This is a genomic window from Extensimonas vulgaris (assembly GCF_003337425.1).
Taxonomy (GTDB): Bacteria; Pseudomonadota; Gammaproteobacteria; order Burkholderiales; family Burkholderiaceae_C; genus Extensimonas; species Extensimonas vulgaris.
On record NZ_QPJU01000004.1, the window covers coordinates 109,298 to 134,021 of the forward strand.

14 protein-coding genes, 3 tRNA genes and 1 pseudogene are annotated in these 24,724 nt (G+C 66.8%); 10 read left to right on the top strand and 8 right to left on the bottom strand.

The window, feature by feature from the left end:
• Positions 1-136 precede the first annotated feature (136 nt).
• Together alaS and DFR45_RS07630 are read left to right on the top strand one after the other, a co-directional pair.
• Entirely contained in the window at positions 137-2,761 is a 2,625-nt protein-coding gene (gene alaS, locus DFR45_RS07625) for an alanine--tRNA ligase (RefSeq protein ID WP_114483111.1), read from the top strand.
• Positions 2,762-3,178: 417 nt separating this feature from the next.
• Positions 3,179-5,509, top strand: coding sequence for a xanthine dehydrogenase family protein molybdopterin-binding subunit (locus tag DFR45_RS07630; RefSeq protein ID WP_114483112.1), 2,331 nt, complete (start codon positions 3,179-3,181; stop codon positions 5,507-5,509).
• Positions 5,510-5,542: 33 nt separating this feature from the next.
• On the opposite strand, the gene DFR45_RS07635 is transcribed toward DFR45_RS07630, so the two are convergent.
• On the bottom strand, positions 5,543-5,848 hold the full coding sequence (locus DFR45_RS07635; RefSeq protein WP_114483113.1) for a DUF2442 domain-containing protein: 306 nt from the start codon (positions 5,846-5,848) through the stop codon (positions 5,543-5,545).
• A gap of 45 nt (positions 5,849-5,893) precedes the next feature.
• On the opposite strand from DFR45_RS07635, the gene ispD reads away from it, so the two are divergent.
• Genes ispD through DFR45_RS07655 form a run of 4 tightly spaced genes read left to right on the top strand, consistent with a single transcriptional unit; the run spans position 5,894 to position 8,942 of the window.
• On the top strand, positions 5,894-6,625 hold the full coding sequence (gene ispD, locus DFR45_RS07640) for a 2-C-methyl-D-erythritol 4-phosphate cytidylyltransferase (RefSeq protein ID WP_114483114.1): 732 nt from the start codon (positions 5,894-5,896) through the stop codon (positions 6,623-6,625).
• Positions 6,626-6,665: 40 nt separating this feature from the next.
• Positions 6,666-7,196, top strand: a complete 531-nt coding sequence (gene ispF, locus DFR45_RS07645; protein ID WP_114483115.1) for a 2-C-methyl-D-erythritol 2,4-cyclodiphosphate synthase — start codon at positions 6,666-6,668, stop codon at positions 7,194-7,196.
• A gap of 38 nt (positions 7,197-7,234) precedes the next feature.
• The gene (locus tag DFR45_RS07650) at positions 7,235-8,083 is read left to right on the top strand and encodes an enoyl-CoA hydratase/isomerase family protein (RefSeq protein ID WP_114483116.1); all 849 of its coding nucleotides are present in this window, start codon (positions 7,235-7,237) and stop codon (positions 8,081-8,083) included.
• A gap of 31 nt (positions 8,084-8,114) precedes the next feature.
• Positions 8,115-8,942 (top strand): DODA-type extradiol aromatic ring-opening family dioxygenase, encoded by an 828-nt coding sequence (locus DFR45_RS07655; RefSeq protein WP_170132850.1) that lies wholly within the window; start codon positions 8,115-8,117, stop codon positions 8,940-8,942.
• A gap of 115 nt (positions 8,943-9,057) precedes the next feature.
• On the opposite strand, the gene DFR45_RS07660 is transcribed toward DFR45_RS07655, so the two are convergent.
• From DFR45_RS07660 to purL, 3 genes are all read right to left on the bottom strand, one after another.
• Positions 9,058-9,657, bottom strand: coding sequence for an OmpW/AlkL family protein (locus DFR45_RS07660; protein WP_114483117.1), 600 nt, complete (start codon positions 9,655-9,657; stop codon positions 9,058-9,060).
• A gap of 136 nt (positions 9,658-9,793) precedes the next feature.
• Positions 9,794-10,756, bottom strand: a complete 963-nt coding sequence (locus DFR45_RS07665) for a DUF808 domain-containing protein (RefSeq protein ID WP_114483118.1) — start codon at positions 10,754-10,756, stop codon at positions 9,794-9,796.
• A gap of 48 nt (positions 10,757-10,804) precedes the next feature.
• Complete coding sequence (gene purL / locus DFR45_RS07670; RefSeq protein ID WP_114483240.1) at positions 10,805-14,872, bottom strand: phosphoribosylformylglycinamidine synthase; 4,068 nt, start codon at positions 14,870-14,872, stop codon at positions 10,805-10,807.
• Between the two features lie 218 nt (positions 14,873-15,090).
• Here purL and map point away from each other — a divergent pair.
• The 4 genes and pseudogenes from map to DFR45_RS07690 all read left to right on the top strand — a co-directional run.
• Positions 15,091-15,888: pseudogene (gene map, locus DFR45_RS07675) on the top strand (type I methionyl aminopeptidase); the annotation flags it as partial.
• Positions 15,889-16,058: 170 nt separating this feature from the next.
• Positions 16,059-18,719: a [protein-PII] uridylyltransferase gene (locus tag DFR45_RS07680; RefSeq protein ID WP_114483120.1), complete on the top strand. Its 2,661-nt coding sequence runs from the start codon at positions 16,059-16,061 to the stop codon at positions 18,717-18,719.
• 87 nt (positions 18,720-18,806) lie between these two features.
• Positions 18,807-18,882: transfer RNA gene (locus DFR45_RS07685), tRNA-Asn, on the top strand.
• Between the two features lie 88 nt (positions 18,883-18,970).
• Positions 18,971-19,046 (top strand) — tRNA-Asn (locus DFR45_RS07690).
• Between the two features lie 410 nt (positions 19,047-19,456).
• On the opposite strand, the gene DFR45_RS07695 is transcribed toward DFR45_RS07690, so the two are convergent.
• From DFR45_RS07695 to DFR45_RS07710, 4 genes are all read right to left on the bottom strand, one after another.
• Positions 19,457-19,533: transfer RNA gene (locus tag DFR45_RS07695), tRNA-Val, on the bottom strand.
• Positions 19,534-19,803: 270 nt separating this feature from the next.
• Positions 19,804-22,023, bottom strand: coding sequence for a RelA/SpoT family protein (locus DFR45_RS07700; protein ID WP_114483121.1), 2,220 nt, complete (start codon positions 22,021-22,023; stop codon positions 19,804-19,806).
• Positions 22,020-23,033, bottom strand: a complete 1,014-nt coding sequence (locus DFR45_RS07705) for an alpha/beta fold hydrolase (protein ID WP_114483122.1) — start codon at positions 23,031-23,033, stop codon at positions 22,020-22,022. The genes DFR45_RS07700 and DFR45_RS07705 overlap by 4 nt, the downstream gene beginning before the upstream one ends.
• Positions 23,034-23,137: 104 nt before the next feature.
• Positions 23,138-24,517, bottom strand: a complete 1,380-nt coding sequence (locus tag DFR45_RS07710; protein WP_114483123.1) for a chloride channel protein — start codon at positions 24,515-24,517, stop codon at positions 23,138-23,140.
• Positions 24,518-24,724 lie beyond the last annotated feature (207 nt).

The window sequence follows — 24,724 nt, forward strand, 5'->3', positions numbered from 1 at the left end:
GCAGCGCCTGAGCGATGAGCGAGCGGCGTCGGAAACAAGGCCAAACCTATAATGAAATGTTCTGCAAAGCGCGCCTGCGAGCCGGTGGGCCGGTATCAGCGGCGCGCGCTCGTTGCACACCACCGTCACACCATCCATGCGCACACCTCCCTTTTCCGTCGCGGACATCCGCAAGACCTTCCTGGACTTTTTTGCCGCGCGCGGCCACACCATCGTGCCCAGCAGCCCGCTCGTGCCCGCCAACGACCCGACGCTGATGTTCACCAACTCGGGCATGGTGCAGTTCAAGGATGTGTTCCTCGGCACCGACAAGCGCCCCTACGTGCGCGCGGCCTCGGTGCAGGCCTGCCTGCGCGCCGGCGGCAAGCACAACGACCTCGAAAACGTGGGCTACACCGCGCGCCACCACACCTTCTTCGAGATGCTGGGCAACTGGAGCTTTGGTGACTATTTCAAGCGCGAGGCGCTGAAGTGGGCCTGGGAGCTGCTCACCGAAGTGTTCTGCCTGCCGCCCGAGCGCCTCTGGGCCACGGTGTATATCGACGACGACGAGGCCTACGACATCTGGACCAAGGAGATCGGCCTGCCGCCCGAGCGCGTGGTGCGCATAGGCGACAACAAGGGCGGCAAGTACCAGTCCGACAACTTCTGGATGATGGCCGACACCGGCCCCTGCGGCCCTTGCTCCGAAATCTTTTACGACCACGGCCCTGGAATCCCCGGCGGCCCGCCCGGCAGCCCCGACGCCGACGGCGACCGCTACATCGAAATCTGGAACAACGTGTTCATGCAGTTCGACATGGCCGAAGACGGCTCGGTCAAGCCGCTGCCTGCGCCTTGCGTCGATACCGGCATGGGGCTGGAGCGCATCGCGGCCATTTTGCAGGGCGTGCACAGCAATTACGAGATCGACCTGTTTCGCCACCTGATCCAGGCCGCCGCGCGCGAGACGGGCACGCGCGATCTGCACAACCCATCGCTCAAGGTGATCGCCGACCACATCCGCGCCACGGCCTTCCTGGTGGCCGACGGTGTGATCCCGAGCAACGAAGGGCGCGGCTACGTGCAGCGGCGCATCATCCGCCGCGCGATCCGCCACGGCTACAAGCTGGGCCGCAAGGCGCCGTTCTTCCACAAATTGGTGCCCGACCTGGTGGCGCAAATGGGCGCGGCGTATCCGCACCTGGCGGCGAACCAGCAGCGCATCATGGACGTGCTGCAGACCGAGGAAGAGCGCTTTTTCGAGACCCTGGCCCACGGCATGGAAATTCTCGACGCGGCGCTGGCCGATGGCAGCAAGCTGCTGCCCGGTGAGCTGGCGTTCAAACTGCACGACACTTACGGCTTTCCGCTCGACCTGACGCAGGACGTGTGCCGCGAGCGTGGCGTGCAGGTCGATGAGGCGGGCTTTCATGCCGCCATGGAAAAGCAGAAAACCCAGGCGCGCGCCGCCGGCAAGTTCAAGATGGAGCGCGCGCTCGAATACAACGGCCCGGCGAGCACCTTCGTCGGCTACGAAGCGCTGGAGGCGCCGGCCAAGATCGTCGCGATCTACGTCGATGGCACGCCCGTGGCTGCGCTCAAGGCCGGGCAAAGCGGCGTGCTCGTGCTCGACAGCACGCCGTTTTACGCCGAAAGCGGCGGGCAGGTGGGCGACCAGGGGACGATCACCAGCGGCTCGGCGCGTTTCGAGGTGCAAGACACGCAAAAAATCAAGGCCGACGTGCACGGCCACCACGGCACGCTCGTCGCGGGCACGCTCAACGTCGGCGACCACGTCATGGCCAGCGTCAACCTGGAGCTGCGCGCGGCCACCATGCGCAACCACTCGGCCACGCACCTGCTGCACAAGGCGCTGCGCGAAGTGCTGGGCAGCCACGTGCAGCAAAAAGGCAGCCTCGTGAACGCCGAGCGCACGCGCTTCGACTTTGCGCACGACGCGCCGCTCACCGCCGCGCAAATCCGCGCAATCGAGCACCGTGTGAACGCTGAAATCCTCGCCAACACGCCCACCCAGGCGCGCGTGATGGACATCGAAAGCGCGCAGAAAACCGGCGCCATGATGCTGTTCGGCGAAAAATACGGCGACAGCGTGCGCGTGCTCGACATCGGCAGCAGCCGCGAGCTGTGCGGCGGCACCCATGTCAAAGCCACGGGCGACATCGGCCAGCTCAAGATCGTCGGTGAAAGCGGCGTGGCCGCAGGCGTGCGCCGCGTCGAAGCCGTAACCGGCATGGGCGCATTGGCTTACGTGCAGGAGATCGAAGCCACGCTGCATGAGGCCGCTGCGGCCTTGCGTGCGCCCGCGCCCGAGCTGCCCGCGCGCATCGCCCAGACGCTGGAGCAGCAGCGCGCACTCGAAAAAGAGCTGGCGGCGCTCAAAGGCCGGCTGGCTTCGGCGCAGGGCGACGAGCTGCTCGCGCAGGCCGTGGAGGTCAAGGGCGTCAAGCTGCTCGTCGCGCGCCTGGCAGGTGCCGATGCAAAAACGCTGCGCGACACCATCGACAAGCTCAAAGACAAGCTCAAGTCCGCCGTGATCGTGCTCGCCGCCGTCGATGGCGACAAGGTGCAACTGGCGGCCGGCGTGACCAAGGCCGAAACCGCGCGCATCAAGGCCGGCGAGCTCGTGAACTTCGTCGCGCAGCAAGTCGGCGGCAAGGGTGGCGGCAAGCCCGACCTCGCCATGGCGGGCGGCACCGATGCCGTGGCCTTGCCCGCAGCCCTGGCCTCGGTGCAGGCCTGGGTGGCTGAACGTCTGTGAAGCGGTGGCTGCAGGCATTGGGGTCAAATTCCGTTTTCTGAGATTCCGATTTCTGCAGCAGCGATTCGAATGCGGCAATGTCGTGACTGCATGGCGCTCGGTATGCTTGTTATTTGATAGCTGCTTGCGCTTGATGGACCTGCGCTACAGGCCGTTTTGATACATAAAACCGCGCAGCACGCAGGCTCCACGCCCTGCGCAGCTTTGGGGCCTGAAAAATCGGGCGCACTGTAAGTGGCTTCCAATCTGGCCGCGCATGGGCGAATTCCGCCTCCTTCTTGGCGCCCGTCGGTGTGCTGCGGTACAGTGGATCGAGCGCGATCTGACCCTTTAGACGTCCGCGATTTCCCGGCCCAAGCGGCCGATTCGGTCAGCATCAACCCACTCACATCCTGCACCTGACGACAAGGAGACCCCATGAGCGCAGACACCCCCACGCAACGCTTTGGCAGCGGCCAGGCCGTGCGCCGGCTCGAAGACGATGCACTGCTCACCGGCGCGGGCCGCTACACCGAGGACTTGCGCCAGCCGGGCGACGGCTGTCTGGTCTTCGTGCGCTCGCCCTACGCGCATGCGCGCATCGTGGGCGTGAAGACCGACGATGCCCTGGCCATGCCCGGCGTGCGCGCGGTGCTCACGGGTGCGCAGCTCGTGGCTGAGGGCGTGCCGCCCATGCCCACGGGCGCGGCCTTCCCGCGCGCCGATGGCAGCCCCTGCGCCACGCCGCAGCGCCTGCCGCTCGCGCACGAGGCGGCGCGCTTCGTCGGCGAGGCCGTGGCCGCAGTGGTGGCCGACAGTGTGCAGCAGGCCAAGGACGCCGCCGAGGCCGTGTGGGTCGAATACGAAGAGCTGCCCGTAGTGCCCAGCCTTGCTGCGGCGCTGGCCGAAGGCGCCCCCGCGCTCTGGCCTGCCGCCCCCGACAACATCGCCTGCGAGGCACGCCACGGCGACGCCGTCGCCTGCGCGGCCGCGTTTGCGCAGGCCGCGCACGTGGTGCGGCTCGATTTGACGCACCAGCGCCTGGCCGCGCTCACGCTGGAGCCGCGCACCGTGCGCGCCTGGCCTGAAGATGGACGCATGCAGGTGCAGATCAGCTCGCAAATGCCCACTGCGGTGCGCACGGTCGTCGCCAAGGCGCTGGGCGTCGCGCCCGAGCAGGTGCGCGTGCGCGTGGGCGACGTGGGCGGCGGCTTTGGCATGAAGGGCGCGCCCTACCCAGAGGACGTGGTGGTGGCCCTGGCCGCGCGCGCCACGGGCCGGCCCGTCGTCTGGGCGGCCGAGCGCAGTGAAGAGTTTTTGAGCTCTTGCCACGGCCGCGACGTGCAAACCCATGCCGAACTCGCCCTCGCCGCCGACGGCGCCATTCTGGGCCTGCGCGTGCACTCAAATGCCAACGTGGGCGCCTACGCGCAACCCACGGGTGTCGCCATCCCCTTGCTGATCGGCCCCTGGGTGCAGACCAGCGTCTATCACGTGCCGGTGATCGACTTTCACTTCCGCGCCGTGCTCACCAACCAGGCGCCCACCGGCGCCTACCGCGGTGCGGGCCGGCCCGAGGCCATATACAACATCGAGCGCCTGATGGACGAGGCCGCGCGCCAGACCGGCATCGACCGCCTGCAGCTGCGCCGGCGCAACTTCGTCCGCCCCGAGCAAATGCCCTACACCAACCCCATGCAGCAAACCTACGACGTGGGCCGCTTCGAACAGGTGCTGGACGGCGCGCTGCCGCTGGCCGACTGGGCCGGCTTCGAGGCGCGCGCGGCAGAATCCAGGGCGCGCGGCCTGTGGCGCGGGCTGGGCATCGCCACCTTTTTGGAGTGGACGGGCGGCAACGTGTTCGAGGAGCGCGTCACCGTCGAGGTGAAGGGCGATTTGAGCGGCGACGGGTTCATCGAGGTGTTCTCCGCCGTCAATCAAATGGGCCAGGGCATCGCCACCACGCTCGCGCAGCTCGTCGTCGATGCGTTCGACGTACCGATCGAGCGCGTGCGCGTGGTGCTGGGCGACACCGACCGTGGTAACGGCTTTGGCAGCGCGGGTTCGCGCTCGATCTTCACCGGCGGCTCGGCCCTGCGCACCGGCGCCGAGCGCACGCTCGACGAAGCGCGCAAACTCGCCGCGCAGGCGCTCGAAGCCGCGCCCGAAGACCTGCGCTATGCCGCGGGGCGCTTTCACGTCGCCGGCACCGATCACGCCATCGGCCTGTTCGAGCTCGCTGCGCGGCAGGCGGGCGGCCACATCTTCGTCGAGCACAGCTACACCGTGAGCGGCCCGAGCTGGCCCAACGGCTGCCACATCAGCGAGGTGGAGCTGGACCCGCAGACCGGCGCCGTGGCCGTGGTGCGCTACGCCTCGATGAACGACGTGGGCCGCGTGGTCAACCCCATGATCGTGCGCGGCCAGCTCGACGGCGGCGCCGTGCAAGGCATAGGCCAGGCGCTGCACGAGCAGATCGTCTATGACGGCGCGAGCGGCCAGCTGCTCACCGGCAGCCTGATGGACTACGCCGCGCCGCGCGCAGACGACATCGCCACCGAATTCATCACCGCCATGGACGAATCCATCCCCTGCACCAACAACCCGCTGGGCGTCAAAGGCGTAGGCGAACTCGGCACCATAGGCGCCACCCCCTGCATCGTCAACGCCGTGGCCGACGCGCTGGCGCGCAACGGCCGCGCCGATTTGGCGCCCAAGCTGCAAATGCCGCTGTCGCCGGGGCGTTTGTGGGAGTTGTTGCTGGGGTGAGGGTGTCGGTGGCTAAGCCCGCCGCCGCACCTCTCATGCGTTTGTGTCTTTTTGCCGTGCGGCGTTTCCCTCTGGCGTGGCTGGGGTCGTGGTTTTTGCCACCAATGGAAAGCGCTCAGGGTGGCGAATGGATTCGACGGACAGGTCGACATCGAGCTCTGGCCAATAAAGATGGTCGGAGCTTGGGCGCTCCACGGTACAAAGCTGCGCTATAGTGGCTTGCTTGAACCAAGGAAATTCCGTGAATGGGAGCAGCAATTCCTCTTCATCGAGCAGCAGCCAGAAACCGTTTGGAGAAACGTGCGTGACTTCAGCGAACAAGATGTTCTTTCCAGACATTGGGGGCCTCTTACCATCTGAATTTTGCATGTTCCACTTTTCGTAATGGACTTCGACACTCTCATGCCCCCGTCTCCCCATGTTCCCCGCTGCTTCGCCCTGCTCCCCTGTGCCGGCAGCGGCTCGCGTGCGGGGACGGCGCAGCCCAAGCAGTACCAGCCGCTCGCCGGGCGGCCGCTGGTGCGGCATACGCTTGCGGCGTTTGCGCAGGTGGGGCGCATCGCGCGGGTGCTCGTGGTGGTGGCGCCGGGGGATGAGGCGCTCGCCGCACACGACGATTCGTTTTTGATAGCGCCTTGCGGAGGTGCTACGCGCGCCGAGAGCGTTTTCAATGGTCTTGCTGCGCTGCAGGCTCTCGGCGCGGCGGCGCACGACTGGGTGCTGGTGCACGATGCGGCGCGCTGTCTGGTCACGCCGGCGCAGATCGACGCGCTGATCGACGCCTGCCTGCCCGACACGGTGGGCGGCCTGCTCGCGCTGCCGCTGGCCGATACGCTCAAATGCGCCGATGCGGCCGGCCGCGTGGCCGCGACGCTCGATCGCACGGGTAAGTGGCTCGCGCAGACGCCGCAGATGTTTCGCCTGGGCGCGCTGCAGGCGGCGCTGGCGGCGCACGCGGACATGGGCTTTGCCGGCATCACCGACGAGGCCAGCGCGATGGAGGCGGCGGGCCACCGGCCCCTGCTGGTGCGCGGCAGCGCGCAGAATTTCAAGGTCACATACCCCGAAGACTTTGCGCTGGCCGAGGCCGTGCTACAAAGCCGAGAGCGCCTATGATGGTCACCATCGATGGCTTCCTGACTGCCTGAACTCCGACATGAGCACACCGCATTTGCCCCCCACCGCTTTCCCTCCGCCACCGTTTCGCATCGGCGAGGGCTGGGACGTGCACGCGCTGGTGCCGGGGCGCGCGCTGGTGATTGGCGGTGTGCGCATCGAGCATTCCCTGGGCCTGCTCGGGCATTCGGATGCGGACGTGCTGCTGCACGCGATCACCGACGCGCTCTTGGGCGCGGCGGGGCTGGGCGACATAGGCCGGCACTTTCCCGACACCGACGCCACCTTCCGCGGCGCCGATTCGCTCGCGCTGCTGGCCGAGGCCGCGCGCCGCGTGCAGGCGGCCGGCTGGTGCGTGGGCAACATCGACAGCACCGTGGTCGCGCAGGCGCCGCGCCTGGCGCCGCACATCGCGGCCATGCGCGCACGCATTGCGCAGGCGCTCGGCGTGGCGGCCGAGCAGGTCAACGTCAAGGCCAAGACGGCCGAGCGCCTGGGCCCGGTGGGGCAGGGCGCGGCGATCGAGGCGCGGGCCGTGGCCCTCATATATAAATTTGGCTCTAACGCTTGATGGTATTGCCTGAGAAGCTACTGTTTTAGGAGACTTGCATGTCTGAACACACCGCATCTTCCAACGCTGCCGACCTCGCCAGCGCCGCCTACGAGCTGCCGCGCTACGACACGGTGCAAACGGCGCTCGTGGGCGCGCATGTGCTGCAGGTCACGCTCGCCCGGCCCGAGGTAGGCAATGCGATGAACACGCAAATGGGGCGCGACCTGTTCGATCTGTGGAGCCGGCTCACCGAGGACGCGGGCCCCGTGCGCTGCGTGGTGCTCACGGGCGCGGGCGGCAAGATTTTTTGCGCAGGCGGCGACCTCAAGGAGCGCAACGGCATGACCAAGGCGCAGTGGCAGCGCCAGCATGAATTGTTCGAGCGCGCGGTCTGGACGCTGGTCGATTTGCCGCTGCCCGTGATCGCCGCGGTGAACGGCCACGCCTACGCGGGCGGGCTCGAAATGGCGCTGTGCTGCGACTTCATCTATGCGAGCCAGAGCGCGCGCTTTGCGCTCACCGAAGTCACGCTGGGCATCATGCCTGGCGCGGGTGGCACGCAAAACCTGCCGCGCGCCGTGGGCGACCGCCGCGCCAAGGAGATTTTGATGACGGGCCGGCCCTTCGACGCGCAGCAGGCGCTGGCCTGGGGCGTGGTGAACCAGCTGTTCGAGCCCGAACAGGTGCTTGCGCAGGCGCTCGCGACGGCCGAAGTGATCGCGGCCAATGCGCCGCTCGCGGTGCGGCAGGTGAAAAAATCCGTGCGCTACGGCACGCAGATGGAGCTGCGTACCGCCTACCGCTTCGAAGTCGAGGCCTACAACCACCTCGTGGACACGCAAGACCGCCTCGAAGGCGTGCGCGCCTTCAACGAAAAGCGCAAGCCGGTGTTCCGCGGCTGCTGAAGAAAAACCTCTTGACTGTGTCTGGATGCCCATGAACGAGCCCACCCACCGCACCGTGCGCATGCCCACGCTCTACATCCCGCATGGCGGCGGGCCGTGCTTTTTCATGGACTGGGACCCGCCGGGCACCTGGGACAGGATGGCGGCGTTTTTGCGCAGCATTCCGGCCAGTCTGCCGGCCAGGCCGCGCGCGATCGCGCTGGTCACGGCGCATTGGCTCGCGCCGCAGCCGAGCATGAGCAGCGCCGCACAGCCGGGTTTGCTGTTCGACTACTACGGCTTTCCGCCGCACACCTACCAGCTCACCTACCCCGCGCCCGGCGCGTCCTGGCTGGCCGAGCGCGCGAGCGCCTTGCTTGCTCAGGCCGGTTTTGCGCCGGTGCAAGACCCGAATCGCGGCTACGACCACGGCACTTTCATCCCGCTCAAGGTCGCCTTTCCCGAGGCCGACGTGCCCGTGTTGCAGATGTCGCTGCTCAGCAGTCTTGACGCAGGCGCGCACTTGCGGCTCGGGCAGGCCCTGGCGCCTTTGCGTGACGAGGGCGTGCTCATCATCGGCAGCGGCATGAGCTGGCACAACATGCGCGGCTACGGCAACCCGCGCTCCACGCCGATCAGTGCGGCCTTCGACGCATGGCTCACCGACGCCGTGACGCGCCCGGCCCATGAGCGCAATGCGCTGCTCGCCGATTGGGAGCGCGCGAGTGCGCCCTGGGGCCGCCAGTCGCACCCACCGCGCGCCGAAGAACACCTGCTGCCGCTGCACGTGGCGGCCGGCGCGGCGGACGACGGCGCCGGGCACAAGGTGTTTTCAGATACGGTGATGAGCGCCGTGGTGTCGGCGTTTCGCTTCGATTGAGCTGCAAACTGCGCAGGCAGAGCAGCCAATAAAAAGCCGGTGCATGCACCGGCTTTTCACCCAAAGAGCATTGCGACCAATAGCGCTGCCACTGCAGCGCCGCGGCCTCCGTGCCTCAGAAACGATAGCCCACGCCCACGCCGATCAGCCACGGATCGACCTTGTACTTGGCGTGGTCCAAACCAGCGCCCGTCACCTTCGTGTCCATCCAGACCTTCTTGACGTCGAAGTTGAGCACCCAGTTCTTGTCCAGCGCGTAGTCGAGACCGGCTTGCAATGCGGGGCCCCAGCTGTCCTTCTTGATCGACACGGCACCGCCGGCGATATCGACGCTGGAAAAGCGCGTGTAGTTCACGCCGGCGCCCAGATAGGGCTTGAATGCACCCAGGCCTGTAAAGTGGTATTGGCCCAGCAGGGTGGGCGGCAGTTGCTTGAGCGAACCGACCGGAGTGCCGCCAAGGCGCACAGTGTGCTTTTGCGGATAGGTCAGGATCAGCTCGGCCGCCAGGTTGGGCGTGAAAAAGTAGCTGACATCCACCTCGGGGATGGTTTTGCTGCTGACCTTCACGCCAGCATCACCCGCAGCGCCACCATGATCGGTATTCACGCGCACGGCACGCAGACGAACCATCCAAGGGCCCGGCATTTCTTGCGCAAAAGCAGCGCTAGAAGCCAAAACGCCGAGAGCAGCCAGAGCAAGCAGTTTCTTTTTCATAGGAATCTCATGTGCAGTTGCACGGGGACGACCCCCGTGGCTGCATTGCACCGCCGATCGGTTGCGCAAACCTTGCTGTAAGTCAAATACTGGGCGGCTGCCCTGCCATAGACGACTTCAGAGTGCTGCAGCTGCACTAAATGCGACGCAAACGTTGCACCAATGCAACGCTTGTGAGCGCCAGCGCGCCTGCGACCACGCCCACCAGAGCGTTGCACAGCGCAGGCAGCAGCCAGTGCCACGGGCCGCCGGCGCCAGCGCCCAGCCTTTCGACGGCGTGGTGCAGCGCCGGGATGCCGTGCGCCAGGATGCCGCCGCCCACGAGGAACATGGCCGCCGTGCCCACGACCGAGAGGCTTTTCATGAGCCAGGGCGCGGCCTGCACGATGGCCAGGCCCAGCGTGCGCAGCAGGGCCTGGCGCCGGCGTGCGAGCCATAGCCCCAGGTCGTCGAGCTTGACGATGCCCGCGACCAGGCCATACACGCCCACCGTCATGAGCACGGCCACGCCCACGAGCACGGCCACCTGCTGCGCAAACGGTGCCGCCGCCACCGTGCCCAGCGCGATGGTGATGATTTCTGCCGAGAGGATGAAGTCGGTGCGCACGGCGCCCTGCACCTTGTCTTTTTCGAAAGCCACCAAGTCCAGCGCCGCGTTGGCATTCGCCAGCACGTGGCTTTCGTGTTCGGCCGCATCGTGCGGCGCGCTGGGCAAAAACTTGTGCGCGAGTTTTTCCACGCCCTCGAAGCACAAAAACGCCCCGCCCAGCATGAGCAGCGGCGTCACGGCCCAGGGGGCGAAGGCGCTCACGAGCAGGGCCGCGGGCACGAGGATGGCCTTGTTCACGAGCGAGCCCTTGGCCACGGCCCAGACCACGGGCAGCTCGCGGTCGGCGCGCACGCCCGTCACTTGCTGGGCGTTGAGCGCCAGATCGTCGCCGAGCACGCCCGCGGTCTTTTGCGCCGCCACCTTGGTGAGCACCGACACGTCGTCGGCCATGGTGGCGCTTTTTTGCGCGGCCACCTTGGTCATGAGGGCGACGTCGTCGAGGATGGTCGCGATGTCGTCGAGCAGGGCGAGCAGGCTGCCGAGGGCCATGGGGCGTCCTTTGAGAGATGGTTTCCAGTGGGACAGGCGCTCAGCCTCTCAGCCCACCCAGCGGCGCGCGTTGCGCCAGATCTGCATCCAGGGGCTGAAGTCGTCCTTGGGCAGCGGCGTCCAGCTGAACTGCAGGTTGCGAAACACCCGCTCGGGGTGCGGCATCAGGGCCGTGAAGCGCCCGTCGGGCGTGGTCACGGCGGTGAGGCCGCCGGGGCTGCCGTTGGGGTTGAAGGGGTAGGCTTCGGTCGGCTGGCCGAGATGATCGACGTAGCGCATCGCGGCCAGCACCTGGCTGGCGTTGCCGCGGTGGCGGAAGTCGGCGTAGCCCTCGCCGTGCGCGGTGGCGATCGGCAGGCGCACGCCCGCCATGCCGGCAAAAAACAGGCTGGGCGAATCCAGCACTTCGACCTGCGCGAGGCGCGCCTCGAAGCGCTCGCTCTGGTTGGTGGTAAAGCGCGGCCAGGCCTGCGCGCCGGGGATGATGTCGGCAAGCTCGGCAAACATCTGGCAGCCGTTGCACACGCCCAGGCCAAAGGTGTCGCCGCGCGCGAAGAAAGCGCGGAACTGCGCGGCCAGCGCGGCGTTGAAGCTGATGCTGCGCGCCCAGCCTATGCCCGCGCCCAGCGTGTCGCCGTAGCTGAAGCCGCCGCAGGCCACCAACCCCTGGAAGTCGGCGAGCTGCACGCGCCCGGCTTGCAGGTCGCTCATGTGCACGTCGCAGGCCTCGAAGCCCGCGGCGTCGAAGGCCCAGGCCATTTCGACATGCGAGTTCACGCCTTGTTCGCGCAGGATCGCGACCCTGGGGCGCGCGCCGCCGATGGCTACTGCGTTGATAGCTGCTTGCGCTTGCTGCGCCTCGTTTTCAGCCACTTTTTGCTTGAAACTTTCGGGCAGGTACACGTGCAGGCCGCCGTCGTGCGCGGCGCCCGCGGCGGCGTGCTCGGCGTCGGCGCAGGCGGGGTTGTCGCGCGCGCGGCAGATTTTCCAGCTCACGCTGTCCCAGACTTGCTGCAAGTCCGCGAGCGTGGCGTTAAAGACGAGTTTGGTGTCGCGCCAGATTTGCAGCTCGCCCGCGCCGGTGGCGATCGGTGCGTGTGCGGGCCGCGTCTTGCCGATGAAGTGGCTGTGCTTGGACAGGCCATGCGCGCGCAGCGTCTGCATGACGGCGTCGCGCTCGGCCGTGCGCACCTGCAGCACCACGCCAAGCTCTTCGTTGAACAGCGCCTTGAGCGTGCGCTCCTCGCGCCGCGCGCTGACCTGGCTGGCCCAGTTTTTCGCGTCGCCGTAATCGGCGCGGCTGTCGCTGATGCCGTCGCCTTCGGTGATGAGCAGATCGACGTTGAGCGCCACGCCCACTTTGCCGGCAAAGGCCATTTCGGCCACGCAGGCCAGCAGCCCGCCGTCGCTGCGGTCGTGGTAGGCGAGGAGCTTGCCCTCGGTGCGCAACTGGTTCACGGCCGCCACGAGGCGCACCAGGTCTTGTGGATCGTCGAGGTCGGGAACCACGTCACCACTTTGGCCCAGCGCTTGCGCGAGCATGCTGCCGCCCATGCGGCACTGGCCGTGGCCCAGGTCGATCAGCACCAGCGTGGTGTCGGCCTCGTCGCGGTCGAGCTGCGGCGTGAGCGTGCCGCGCACGTCGGCAAGCGTGGCAAAGGCGCTCACGATCAGGCTCACGGGCGAGGTGACCTTGCGCAGCGTGCCGTCCGCGCCCTGCCACTGCGTGCGCATAGAGAGGCTGTCTTTGCCCACGGGGATGGAAATGCCCAGCGCCGGGCACAGCTCCAGGCCCACGGCGCGCACGGTGGCGTAAAGGTCGGCGTCCTCGCCCGGCTCGCCGCACGCGGCCATCCAGTTCGCGCTGAGCTTCACGCGCGGCAGTTCGATGGGCGCGGCGAGCAGGTTGGTGATGGCCTCGGCCACGGCCATGCGGCCCGAGGCCGGCGCGTCGAGCGCGGCCAGCGGCGTGCGCTCGCCCATGGCCATGGCTTCGCCGGCAAAGCCGCGGAAGTCCGCGAGCGTCACGGCGCAGTCGGCCACGGGCACCTGCCAGGGGCCAACCATCTGGTCGCGGTGCGTGAGGCCGCCCACGCTGCGGTCGCCGATGGTGACCAAAAAGCGCTTGCTCGCCACCGTGGGGTGGCTCAGCACGTCGATCACCGCCTGCTGTAGCGGCACGCCGGTGAGCTCCAGCGGTGTGCCGCGGCGGGGCACGCTGCGCACGTCGCGCTGCATCTTGGGCGGCTTGCCCAGCAGCACGTCCATGGGCATGTGCACGGGCTCGTGCTGCGGGCCGCTGGGTGCGGCGCTGTCTTCGACGATGAGCTCGCGCGGCTCGGTGGCCACGCCGACCACGGCGAAGGGGCAGCGCTCGCGCGCGCACAGCTGCTCGAACGCTGCGAGCGAGGCGGGCGCGATCGCGAGCACGTAGCGCTCCTGGCTCTCGTTGCACCAGATTTCCTTGGGTGCGAGGCCCGATTCTTCGAGCGGGATGGCGCGCAGGTCGAAGCGCGCACCGCGCCCGGCGTCGTTGACGAGCTCGGGAAAGGCGTTGGAGAGCCCGCCCGCGCCCACGTCGTGGATCGCCAAAATGGGGTTGCCATCGCCCAGCGCCTGGCAGGCGCTGATGACCTCTTGCGCGCGGCGTTGAATCTCGGGGTTGCCGCGCTGCACCGAGTCGAAGTCGAGCTGCGCGGCGTTGGTGCCGCTCGCGAGCGACGAGGCCGCACCACCACCCATGCCTATGCGCATGCCGGGCCCGCCCAGTTGCACGAGCAGCGTGCCCGCGGGGAAGGCGATCTTGTGCGTGAGCCGCGCGTCTATGCTGCCCAGGCCGCCTGCGATCATGATGGGCTTGTGGTAGCCGCGCTGCACCTCGGCCACGCGCTGTTCGTATTCGCGAAAGTATCCGGCCAGGTTGGGGCGGCCGAACTCGTTGTTGAAGGCCGCGCCGCCCAGCGGCCCCTCGGTCATGATCTGCAAGGGGCTGGCCATGTGTTCGGGCTTGCCACCGGGCTGGTCGGCCAAGCCGCCCCAGAGCTTGCCCACGGAAAAGCCCGTGAGCCCGGCCTTGGGGCGCGCGCCGCGGCCCGTCGCACCCTCGTCGCGGATTTCGCCGCCCGCGCCGGTGGCCGCGCCCGGAAAAGGGCTGATCGCCGTGGGGTGGTTGTGCGTTTCCACCTTCATCAGCACGTGGCGCAGGGCGCTTTCTTTTTGATAGCTACTTGCGCCTGATGTACCAGGGTTAGAGGCCGATTTGACTTCAAATACTTCGACGGTGCCGCCTTCCATCACCGCGGCGTTGTCGCTGTAGGCCACGATGGTGTGCTGCGGCGCCTGGCGGTGCGTGTGGCGGATCATGGCAAACAGGCTGTGCTCCTGCGCCACGCCGTCGATGGTGAAGTCGGCGTTGAAAATCTTGTGCCGGCAGTGCTCGCTGTTGGCCTGCGCGAACATCATCAGCTCCACGTCGGTGGGGTTGCGACCGAGGCGCGTGAAGGCATCGAGCAGATAGTCGATTTCATCCTCGGCCAGCGCCAAGCCCCAGTCGCGGTTGGCGGCTTCGAGTGCGGCGCGGCCGCGCCCGAGGACATCGACATGCGCGAGCGGCTCGGGCTGCAGTGGGCTGAACAGCGCCTTCGCCGCGTCGCAACTGGCAAGCACCGACTCGGTCATGCGGTCGTGCAAGAGTGCAGCAATGCGCTCGTGCAACGCGGGCGAGATTTCCGGCGCCTTGCCGAACCAGCCTGCATCGAACTGCAGGTGGTATTCGGTCACCCGTTCGATGCGGTGCACGGGCAGGCCGCAGTTGCGCGCAATGTCTGTGGCCTTGGACGCCCAGGGCGAGACCGTGCCCAGGCGCGGCGTGACGACGAGCACCAGCTCAGGGCTGCTGCCCGGCGCTGGCGCATACGGCTCGCCATATTCGAGCAGCGCGGCCAGGCGCTCTTGCAGCTCGGGTGTGGGCGGTGCGTCCAAGGCCACGAGGTGCACGAAGCGCGCGCGGATGCCGCTGATTTTGGGGTGGATGGCAGCCAGCGCCGGCGCAAGCTGTTGGGCACGAAAGGGACGGAGGGCGTTGCCCCCGGCAAACTGGGTCAGGTGCAAGGTCACGGTAGCGGCCAGGTCGAAGGGATGGGGCGCGATGCCGCGCTGTCGGCGGCCATGCGAAGGCGAAATACGGGGCAGGGCGGGGATTTTACCGAGCGTCTTTGCAAGGCCAGCATGGCCGGCGTGCATCGTCCGCGTGCGGCAAGCCCGTCGCCATGCGGCGCTGCTTCGTATGGCGCCAGCCCCTGCAAGGTCAAAAGCCCGATGGGATAATCATTTGCATGAGCATCACCATCAAATCCGCCGAGGACATCGAAGGCATGCGCGAAGCGTGCCGCCTCGCGGCCGAAGTGCTGGACTACATCGCCCCGCACATCCGCCCCGGCATCAGCACCAAAGAAATCGACCGCCTGGGCGCAGAGTGCATGGCGCGCCAGGGCACGGTGTCGGCCACCGTGGGCTACCAGCCGCCCGGCTATCCGCCGTATCCGGCCTCGCTGTGCACTTCGGTCAACCACGTCGTCTGCCACGGCATCCCCAGCGACAAGCCGCTCAAAAAGGGCGACATCGTGAACGTCGATGTCACCGTGGTCACCAAGGCCGGCTGGTATGGCGACACGAGCCGCATGTATATCGTGGGTGAGGGCTCGATCGCCGCGCGGCGCCTGTGCACCGTGACCTACGAGGCCATGTGGCTGGGCATCATGCAGGTGCGCCCCGGTGCGCACCTGGGCGACATCGGCCACGCGATCCAAAAATACGCCGAAGGGCACGGCTACTCGGTGGTGCGCGAATTTTGCGGCCATGGCATAGGGCGCAAGTTCCACGAAGAGCCCCAGGTGCTGCACTACGGCCGCCCCGGCACGCTCGAAGAATTGCGCCCCGGCATGGTGTTCACCATAGAACCCATGATCAACGCCGGTCGGCGCGAGGTCAAAGAATTCGGCAACGACGGCTGGACCATCGTCACCAAAGACCGCAGCCTGTCGGCGCAGTGGGAGCACACCGTGCTCGTGACGGAAACCGGCGTCGAGGTGCTGAGCCTCTCGGCCGGTGCGCCGCCCGCGCCTGCCTTCGTGCCGCCCGAGATTGCCCGCCCGCGCGGCGCAGGCCAGCCGAGCGTCGGTTCTGCCGCAGCGGGCCCAGCCGCCCCTGCAGCCGCAGCGCCCACCGTGCCGGCCTAAACCGCACCGTCGCGTTGGCGGTGGCCGTGATCCTTACGCGCATGCTTTTTGCATAGGACATCGGCATGTCATCGCTTCCCGCCAGCCCACCCCCCACCGCAGTCACGCCCGATACCGCGCTGGCGCACGACGCGCCGGCCCTGCAAACCCTGCGCGACGCCTTCCGGCGCGACAAGGCCGCATTGCTGGCGCAGTTGCAGCAAGGGGGCGGCGCCTCCACGCGCAACATCCACGCCTTGCTGCGCCGCTTTGCCGCCCTGGCCGACGGCCTGTTGCGCACGCTGTGGCAGCGGGCCGAGTTGCCGCCCGACATGGCCCTGCTCGCCGTGGGCGGCTATGGGCGGGCGCAGTTGTTTCCGTATTCCGACATCGACGTGCTCTTGCTGCTGCCGCCGCACTGCAGCCCCGAATGTGAAGACGGATTGCGTGCGCGCATAGAGCGCTTCGTCGGCAGCTGCTGGGACGCGGGGCTGGAGATCGGCTCGAGCGTGCGCACCGCGGCGCAGTGCCTGGCCGAAGCGGCGCAGGACGTGACGGTGCAGACCTCCTTGCTCGAAGCGCGCTGGATTTGCGGCAGCCGCGCCTTGTGCGACGAGTTCGAGCAGCAGTTCCGCACGCAGATCGATCCGCATGCCTTCTTCATCGCCAAGACGCTGGAGATGCGCCAGCGCTACACCAAGTACGAAAACACGCCTTATGCGCTCGAGCCCAACTGCAAGGAGTCACCCGGCGGCCTGCGCGATCTGCAGACCATCTTGTGGGTCGCGCGCGCTGCGGGCCTGGGCCGCAACTGGCGCGAGCTCGGTGCGAGCGGCATGGCCACGGCCATCGAGGTGCGGCACCTCGCGCGCAACGAGGCGCTGCTGTCACTGATCCGCGCGCGCCTGCATGCGCTCGCCGGGCGGCGCGAAGACCGGCTCGTGTTCGACCTGCAAACCGCCGTGGCCGAATCCTTCGGCTACCGCTCGCAAGCGCCCGACGGCAGCCCGTTGCCCATGCGCGCGAGCGAGAGCCTGATGCGCCGCTACTACTGGGCGGCCAAGGCCGTGACCCAGCTCGCACAGGTGCTGCTGCGCAACATCGAGGAGCACCTCAACCCCAGCACGCACGCGCTGCGCCCGATCAACGAACGCTTTTACGAAAAGGCCAACCTGCTCGAAGTCGCAAGCGATGACCTGTACCAGCGCGAACCGCACGCGATCCTCGAAACCTTTTTGCTCTACGAAACCACGGTGGGCATCAAAGGGCTGTCGGCGCGCACGCTGCGGGCGCTTTACAACGCGCGCGGCGTCATGGACGCGCAGTTCCGCCGTGACCCGGTGAACCGCGCCACCTTTTTGCGCATCCTGCAGCAGCCTGCGGGCATCACGCACGCCATGCGGCTCATGAACCAGACCTCGGTGCTCGGACGCTACCTGTGGCCGTTTCGGCGCATCGTGGGGCAGATGCAGCACGACCTGTTCCACGTCTATACGGTCGATCAGCACATCCTCATGGTGCTGCGCAACGTGCGGCGCTTTTTCATGGCCGAGCATGCGCACGAATACCCGTTTTGCTCGCAACTCGCGGCCGGTTGGGACAAGCCCTGGCTGCTCTACGTCGCGGCGCTGTTCCACGACATCGGCAAGGGGCGCGGCGGCGACCATTCGCTGATCGGCGCCATGGAGGCGCGGCGCTTTTGCCACCAGCACGGCATCGCGCGTGAGGACGCCAAACTGATCGAATTCCTCGTGCGCGAGCACCTCAGCATGAGCCGCGTCGCGCAAAAAGAAGACCTCTCCGACCCGCAAGTGATCGCCGCGTTTGCGCAGCGTGTGGGCAACGAGCGCTACCTCACTGCGCTGTACCTGCTCACCGTGGCCGACATCCGTGGCACCAGCCCCAAGGTGTGGAACGCCTGGAAGGGCAAACTGCTCGAAGACCTGTACCGCGCCACGCTGCGCGTGCTCGGAGGGCGTGCCCCCGACCCGGCCGCCGAGGTCGAAGCGCGCAAGCGCGAGGCGCTGGTGCTGCTGAACCTGCACGCGCAGCCGTTCGAGGCGCACAAGGCTCTGTGGGACACGCTGGACGTGAGCTACTTCATGCGCCACGAGGCGGCCGACATCGCCTGGCATACACGCCACCTCTCGCGGCACGTCAATGCGCCGTACCCCGTGGTGCGCGCGCGCGAGTCGCTTGCAGGCGAGGGCTTGCAGGTGCTGGTCTATACGCCCGACCAGCCCGACCTGTTTGCGCGCATCTGCGGCTATTTCGACCGCGCGGGCTTCAGCATCCTGGACGCGCGGGTGCACACCACGCGCACCGGGCACGCGCTCGACACTTTCCAGGTCGTCGCGGCGAACCAGCCGGGCCACTACCGCGAACTCATCCACATGGTCGAAAACGACCTCGTGCGCGCGATTCAAGACACCGGCCCCTTGCCCGAGCCCGGCCGCAAGCGCGTCTCGCGCCGCGTCAAGAGCTTCCCCGTGGCGCCGCGCGTCACGCTGCAGCCCGACGAGAAGGCGCAGCACTGGCTGCTCAGCATCTCGGCGAGCGACCGCGCCGGCCTGCTCTACCTCGTGGCGCGCATCCTTGCACAGCACCACCTGAGCGTGCAGTTGGCCAAAGTCACCACCCTGGGTGAGCGTGTCGAAGACACTTTCCTCATCGCCGGCGCAGAACTGCACGACAACGCGCGACAAATCGCTATAGAGACCGAGTTGTTGTGCGCTTTGTCTGAATAGATTGCCCCGGTTGTGTCGTTCAGAGTGGGCTGGATGGGCTGGTCGAGGTGAAATGACCGGTTTATGCGTATATAATTGTGGGCTTATTCCTCGATAGCTCAGTCGGTAGAGCGCCGGACTGTTAATCCGTAGGTCCCTGGTTCGAGCCCAGGTCGAGGAGCCAAAATTTCAGGTCTTGCGATTCGCAAGGCCTTGGCATGAAAAGACGGTTTCAAGTCTGTACGTGCCAATGCAATAGATTTGCCGATCATTCCTCGATAGCTCAGTCGGTAGAGCGCCGGACTGTTAATCCGTAGGTCCCTGGTTCGAGCCCAGGTCGAGGAGCCAAATCATCCCGCGTCCTAATGGGTTGGAACATTCTGGGTTGAATTCGAACCCGTCGCTTCCATTCAAATAGCCCTTTGCGCAGCAAAACCATCAGAGCCTATTTCAGGAGTAAGCATGCCCCGTGTGCATCGCAGAGGGCGCGCTAGCAGCCTGTCGGACTTTGGGCGTCGAAAGCGAGAAGGTGCCCCAGCGAGGCCAGTTTTTGCCGGATTCGCAGCCCCATAGCGGTGCTATGGGGCAAGAAGACGGTAAAAAATGGGCCGCTGCGGCGCATTCGCAGCCGACGATTCCAAAGTCCGACAGGCTGCTAGGGCTTCCATACCCCGTGATCTTTTTACGTTCCGGTGAAAATCTCCCAGAGATACCTACGAAAAAGCCCGGCACACATGAGTGTGTCGGGCTTGTCGTGTTGGTAGGCGCGATTGGACTCGAACCAACGACCCCCACCATGTCAAGGTGGTGCTCTAACCAGCTGAGCTACGCGCCTGTGTTTGTTCGAAAACATAGATTATAGCAGCAAAATTTGCCGATGAATCTGCTGCCGATGAATCTGCCAACCTGCCAATCAGCCCCTCTGGAATTGACGGTGTTGGGATGGGTCTTGCCGATCAGCCTGTCGAACGGTGGGCGTCGATAGCGAGAATGCACCGCAGCCGACGATTCCAAAGTCCGACAGGCTGCGAGGGGGAAGCGGGCGCAAAAAGAGCCGTCTGAATGGATTCAGACGGGTGTGCTGCAGCGCAAATCACCCCATGTGTCAACGCCGCCGCGCCCAGCGCACGCCGGCCACATTTGCGACGATGCCCAGCACCTTGTTCAGGCGGCCGGCGTCGCTGACTTCGACCGTGAAGGTCATCCACGCCGTTCCTTTGACGGACTGGGTTTGCACGCCGATGACGTTGGTCTTTTCGCGTGCGAACACGTCCGAGATGTCGCGCAGCAGGCCCTGGCGGTCGGCGGCTTCGATGGCGATATCGACCGGGTAAACGGGGCTGGCTTCTTTGGGCGTGCCCCATTCGACTTCGATCACGCGCTCGGGGTTGCGCGCGGCCAGTTCGCGGAAATTGCTGCAGTCGGCGCGGTGTACGCTCACGCCCTTGCCGCGTGTGACGAAGCCGCCGATGGCGTCGGGCGGCGCGGGTTTGCAGCATTTGGCGAGCTGCGTCATAAGCGAATCGACGCCGACCACGAGCACGCCGCTGCGGTGCGCCGAGGCGCTGGCACGCGCCTTTTTGAAGGCCGGCAGGTCTTGCGGCGTGGCTTCGGGCTCGGGTGGCGGGCGCAGCAGGTTTTCAATGTTGCGCAGCGAGTATTCGTCCTTGCCCACGACCTCGAAGAGCGCGTCAGCCGATTTGAAGCCGAGCTGGGTGGCGAGCTCGTCAAGCTTGAGGGCCGTCTTGCCTTCGCGCTGCAGCAGTTTTTCGACAGCTTCACGCCCGCGCGCGATGGTTTCGTGCATGGCCTGGGCGTTGAACCAGGCGCGAACCTTGGCGCGTGCACGCGGGCTCGTGAGGTAACCAAGCTCGGCGTTGAGCCAGTCGCGCGAGGGGCGCTCCTCGTCCTTGGCGGCGATGATTTCGACCGTCTGGCCGTTGTGCAGTGGTGTGTTGAGCGGCACCATGACGCCATCGACGCGCGCGCCGCGGCAGCGGTGGCCCAGGCTGGTGTGCACCGCGTAGGCGAAATCGACGGGCGTGGCGCCCTGCGGCAGCTCGATCACCGCGGCGTCGGGCGTGAGCACGTAGATGCGGTCTTCGAACAGGCTGCTGTGCCGCGCTTCGCCCACGAGGTCGCTCTGCCAGGCCAGCAGCTGGCGCAGCACGGCGATCTTGGCGTCGTATTCGCTGTCGGCAGACACGCCTGCGTAGCCCTTGCTGCCGGCCTCTTTGTAGGCCCAGTGCGCGGCCACGCCATGCTCGGCATGTTCGTGCATGGCCTGGGTGCGGATCTGGATTTCGACGGGCTTGCCGCTGGCATCGCGCACCACGGTGTGCAGCGACTGGTAGCCGTTGGGCTTGGGGCGCGCGATGTAGTCGTCGAACTGCTCGACGATGGGCGTGAAGCGCTCGTGTACCCACGAGAGCGCGGCGTAGCAGTCCTTCACGGTGGGCACGATCACGCGCAGCGCGCGGATGTCGAACACCTGGTCGAAGTCGAGCGACTTGCCGCGCATCTTTTTGACGATGCTGTAGATGTGCTTGGGGCGCCCCTGCACGGTGGCGCTGATGCTGTGCGCACGCAGGTCGGCTTCGAGCTGGGCGCGCAGCTGCTCCATGGCGAGCTCGCGCTCGGCGCGCTTTTCGTCGAGCAGGCGTGCGACCTGTTTGTAGGTGTCGGGCTCGAGGAAGCGAAACGACAGGTCTTCGAGCTCCCACTTGATCTGCCAGATGCCCAGCCGGTTCGCGAGCGGTGCAAATACCTGCAGCGATTCGCGCGCCAGGTTCGGTGAGGCCGGGCGCTTGCTCGCTGCGTGAAAGCGCAGCGTTTGCAGGCGCGAAGCCAGACGCAGCATCACTACGCGCAGATCGCGCGAGAAGGCGAGCAGCATCTTGCGCACGTTTTCGGCCTGCAGGGCAGGGTCGTCGAGCTGCTGCGCGCCGCGCGCCTGGCGCTGCACGCGCATGAGCTTGGTGGTCTCGACGGCCAGCTTGGCAAAGTCGGCGCCGAAGGCTTTGGCGATGACCTCTTCGGGTTTGGTGAGGTGGTCGCAGGCATAGACCAAGTAGCTCGCAGCCTGCATGGCCTCGGAGCCGCCCATGGTTTTGAGGATTTCGGCCATTGCGTCGGCGTGCGCGAGCGTGTTCTCGCCCGAGTCCAGCGTCTCGCCAGCGAGCAGCGGCTCGGCAAACAGGCGCGCGCGCGTGAGCGCGCCGACCTGGTCGGCCAGCGTGTGCCGCGTGGCTGCGACAAGGTGCGGCAGTTGCGCGGAAGCTTGCGGCAATGGAGGCGCGACTGCGCCCGAGGCTTGCGACTTCATCCGGCGGGGTGCGGCTCAGGGGCGAGCAAAAATTCGACCACGGGCGCGATCTGGTCGGGCGTGACCAGCGTGGGCGCGTGGCCCACGCCCGGGAATTCGACGACTTGCGCGCGCGGCCCGCGCTGCGCCATGGCCTGCGCCGTCTCGGCCGAGAGGATGTCGGACTCGAGCCCGCGCAGCAGCAGCGTGCGCGCGCGGATGCGGTCGTAGAGCTGCCACATTTGCGCCTCGCCCTGCGCTGCGGCGCCCGGCGGCGCGGCGCGGAAGGCTTGGGCGATGTCCGGGTCGTAATGCAGCAACAGCCCGCCATCGGGCGCGGGGCGCACCATGTGGCGCGTGAGCGTGAGCCAGTCTTCCTGCCGGTGCGGGCCGCTCAAGGTCGAGCGCAGCGCCTCGGCGGCTTGCTCCAGGGTGTCGTAGCGCACGGGCTGGCCAAGATATTGGCCGATGCGCTGCAACCCCTGTGCATCGATGCGGGGGCCGATGTCGTTGAGCACGAGCCGGCGCACGGGCACGCTGAGCGGCCAGTGGCTGCCCACGGCCTGGCCGGTGGCGTTCGGGTCGTCGGGGATGCAAAGCCCTGGCTGGCCGCAGATGGCCATGCCGATCAAGCCGCCCATGCTGGTGCCGACCCAGTCCAGCGTCTGGATGGGAGCCTCGCGCTGCAACTGCGCGAGCAGGGCGAGGATGTCGGCGACGTACTGTGGCACGGCGTAGGCCATGGGGTCGGCAAGCCAATCGCTGCGCCCGCGCCCGGGCATGTCGGGGCAGACCACGCGCGCATGCCGGCTCAGGGCACGTGCCAGCGCGTCGAAGTCGCGCCCCTGGCGCGAGAGGCCGTGCACGCACAGCACCACGTGCGGGTGCGCGGGGTTGCCGGTGTCGTTCCATTCCCAATAGGCCATGCGGTGCTGCCCGAGGTCGGCCGCCGGTGCGTCAGGGGCGACCAGCGGGCTGCGGGGGGAAGCCGCACCAGGGCAAAGGACGTAGTTCAAGCGAGGTTCGGTCATGGCAGAGGAAGTTTGGGTTGTGAAGTGACGAACGGAAATCATGCCATCAGCGGGTCGGTCGGCAGGGGCGCCAAGGCCTATTTTCGATCTTGATGCTGGTGAATTCATGAGCTTCGCCCCTTGTGGTTCGGCTCCTGGGTGAATCCATGCAACGCCGTTGGTTCCACCGGCGTGGGAAGACGTCGCAGCTGGAGTTCGGCCAGGCCCGGATAAAGAGGTCGGCTGATCAGGCGCGATACGCCGGAAGCGAGCAGGCTGCAGGCCATGAGGCTCAGCACGAGACTGTGGCCGTCCACCATCTCCATCACGATGATGAAGGACGTCATGGGGGCCTGCGTCACGGCAGAGAGAAAGGCGGCCATTCCCAACGCGATGAGAGTCGGCGTGTCCACATGGCCGGTCAGCAGGGCTATGTCGTGCCCCAGCGCACCGCCGATCGACAGCGCTGGGGCAAAAATACCGCCTGGCGCTCCGGACCAGGCCGTGAGCCAGGTGGCGAGAAATTTCAACAAGGCATACAAGGGATTGGTGTCCGTTCCTCCTTCCAGCAAAGCCCGGTTGTATGCATAGCCTGAGCCAAAGACGGCGCCGTCGGAGACGAGGCCCATGACGGCTACGGCCAATCCACATGCGGCTGCGAACCGGATGGGGTATTGCTGGCGCAATTGGGTCAGCCGGTCGGGCGAGCGCTCGGAAAGCGAGCGGATGAGCAGGCGCGAAAACAGCCCTCCCGCCAGTCCGCAGACCACGGCCACCAGTACCGCCGGCCACCACAAGGACCAGCCCACCGCTGCGACGCGAATGATGCCGAAGTAGGTGGCATTGCCATATGCCGATATGCCCATGATGCCGGCAAGAATGATGGCCGCCATGAGGAGGCCGTTATTGCGTTGTTCCGGGCGGCGGGACAGCTCTTCGATGGCAAACATGATGCCACCCAGCGGTGTGTTGAATGCCGCGGCGATGCCCGCCGCCCCTCCCGCGATCAACAAGCCGTGCGGCGAAACGGCGGCTTTGGGCGGTAACCAATGGCGGGCTGAATGCATGATCCCGGCTCCGATCTGCACCGAAGGACCTTCCCGCCCTTGTGAAAGACCACCCAGTAGCCCCAAAGCGGTCAACGCGATCTTGGCCACGCTGAGTCGAAACGACACGTAAAGGGACTTCCACGGTGTGCCGGTCACGCCTGGATGGAGTGCTGCCATGACCTGAGGAATGCCGGAGCCCGCAGCACCCGGGGCCCAGCGGCGTGTCATCCAGACAATCAGCGCCGTCCAGGCCGGCGTCCAGAGCAAGGGGAGCCAGAACGCCATTGCGCGTGCGTGCTCGAACAGGTTCGAGGCGCGCTCGCCCAGCCAGGTGAGCGCCACCACGGTGAGGCCTGAAAAAGCGCCAAAAACGAGTACGACGATGCGGGTTTTCCAGAGATTTCGGTCTTGCAATTCGGACTTCAGGGCCTTGGCGATCAGGGGGTCTTGCTGCATGGTGGGGGGAGGGGTGTTGAGCGCCAGTGGTAGTGGAGGGAAGGCGTGATGACTTCGTGCAAACCGTCGGATTTTGGCAATCCCGGTACATGCCCGAGCGCATTTTCGCCTTCATTGTTCAGGCGGACGCGGGAGGACGGTTCCCCCGCCATTGCGAGAGCCGCAAGGCCCGCGGCAATCCGCGGAGCCTTGGCAACAGCGCCTGCG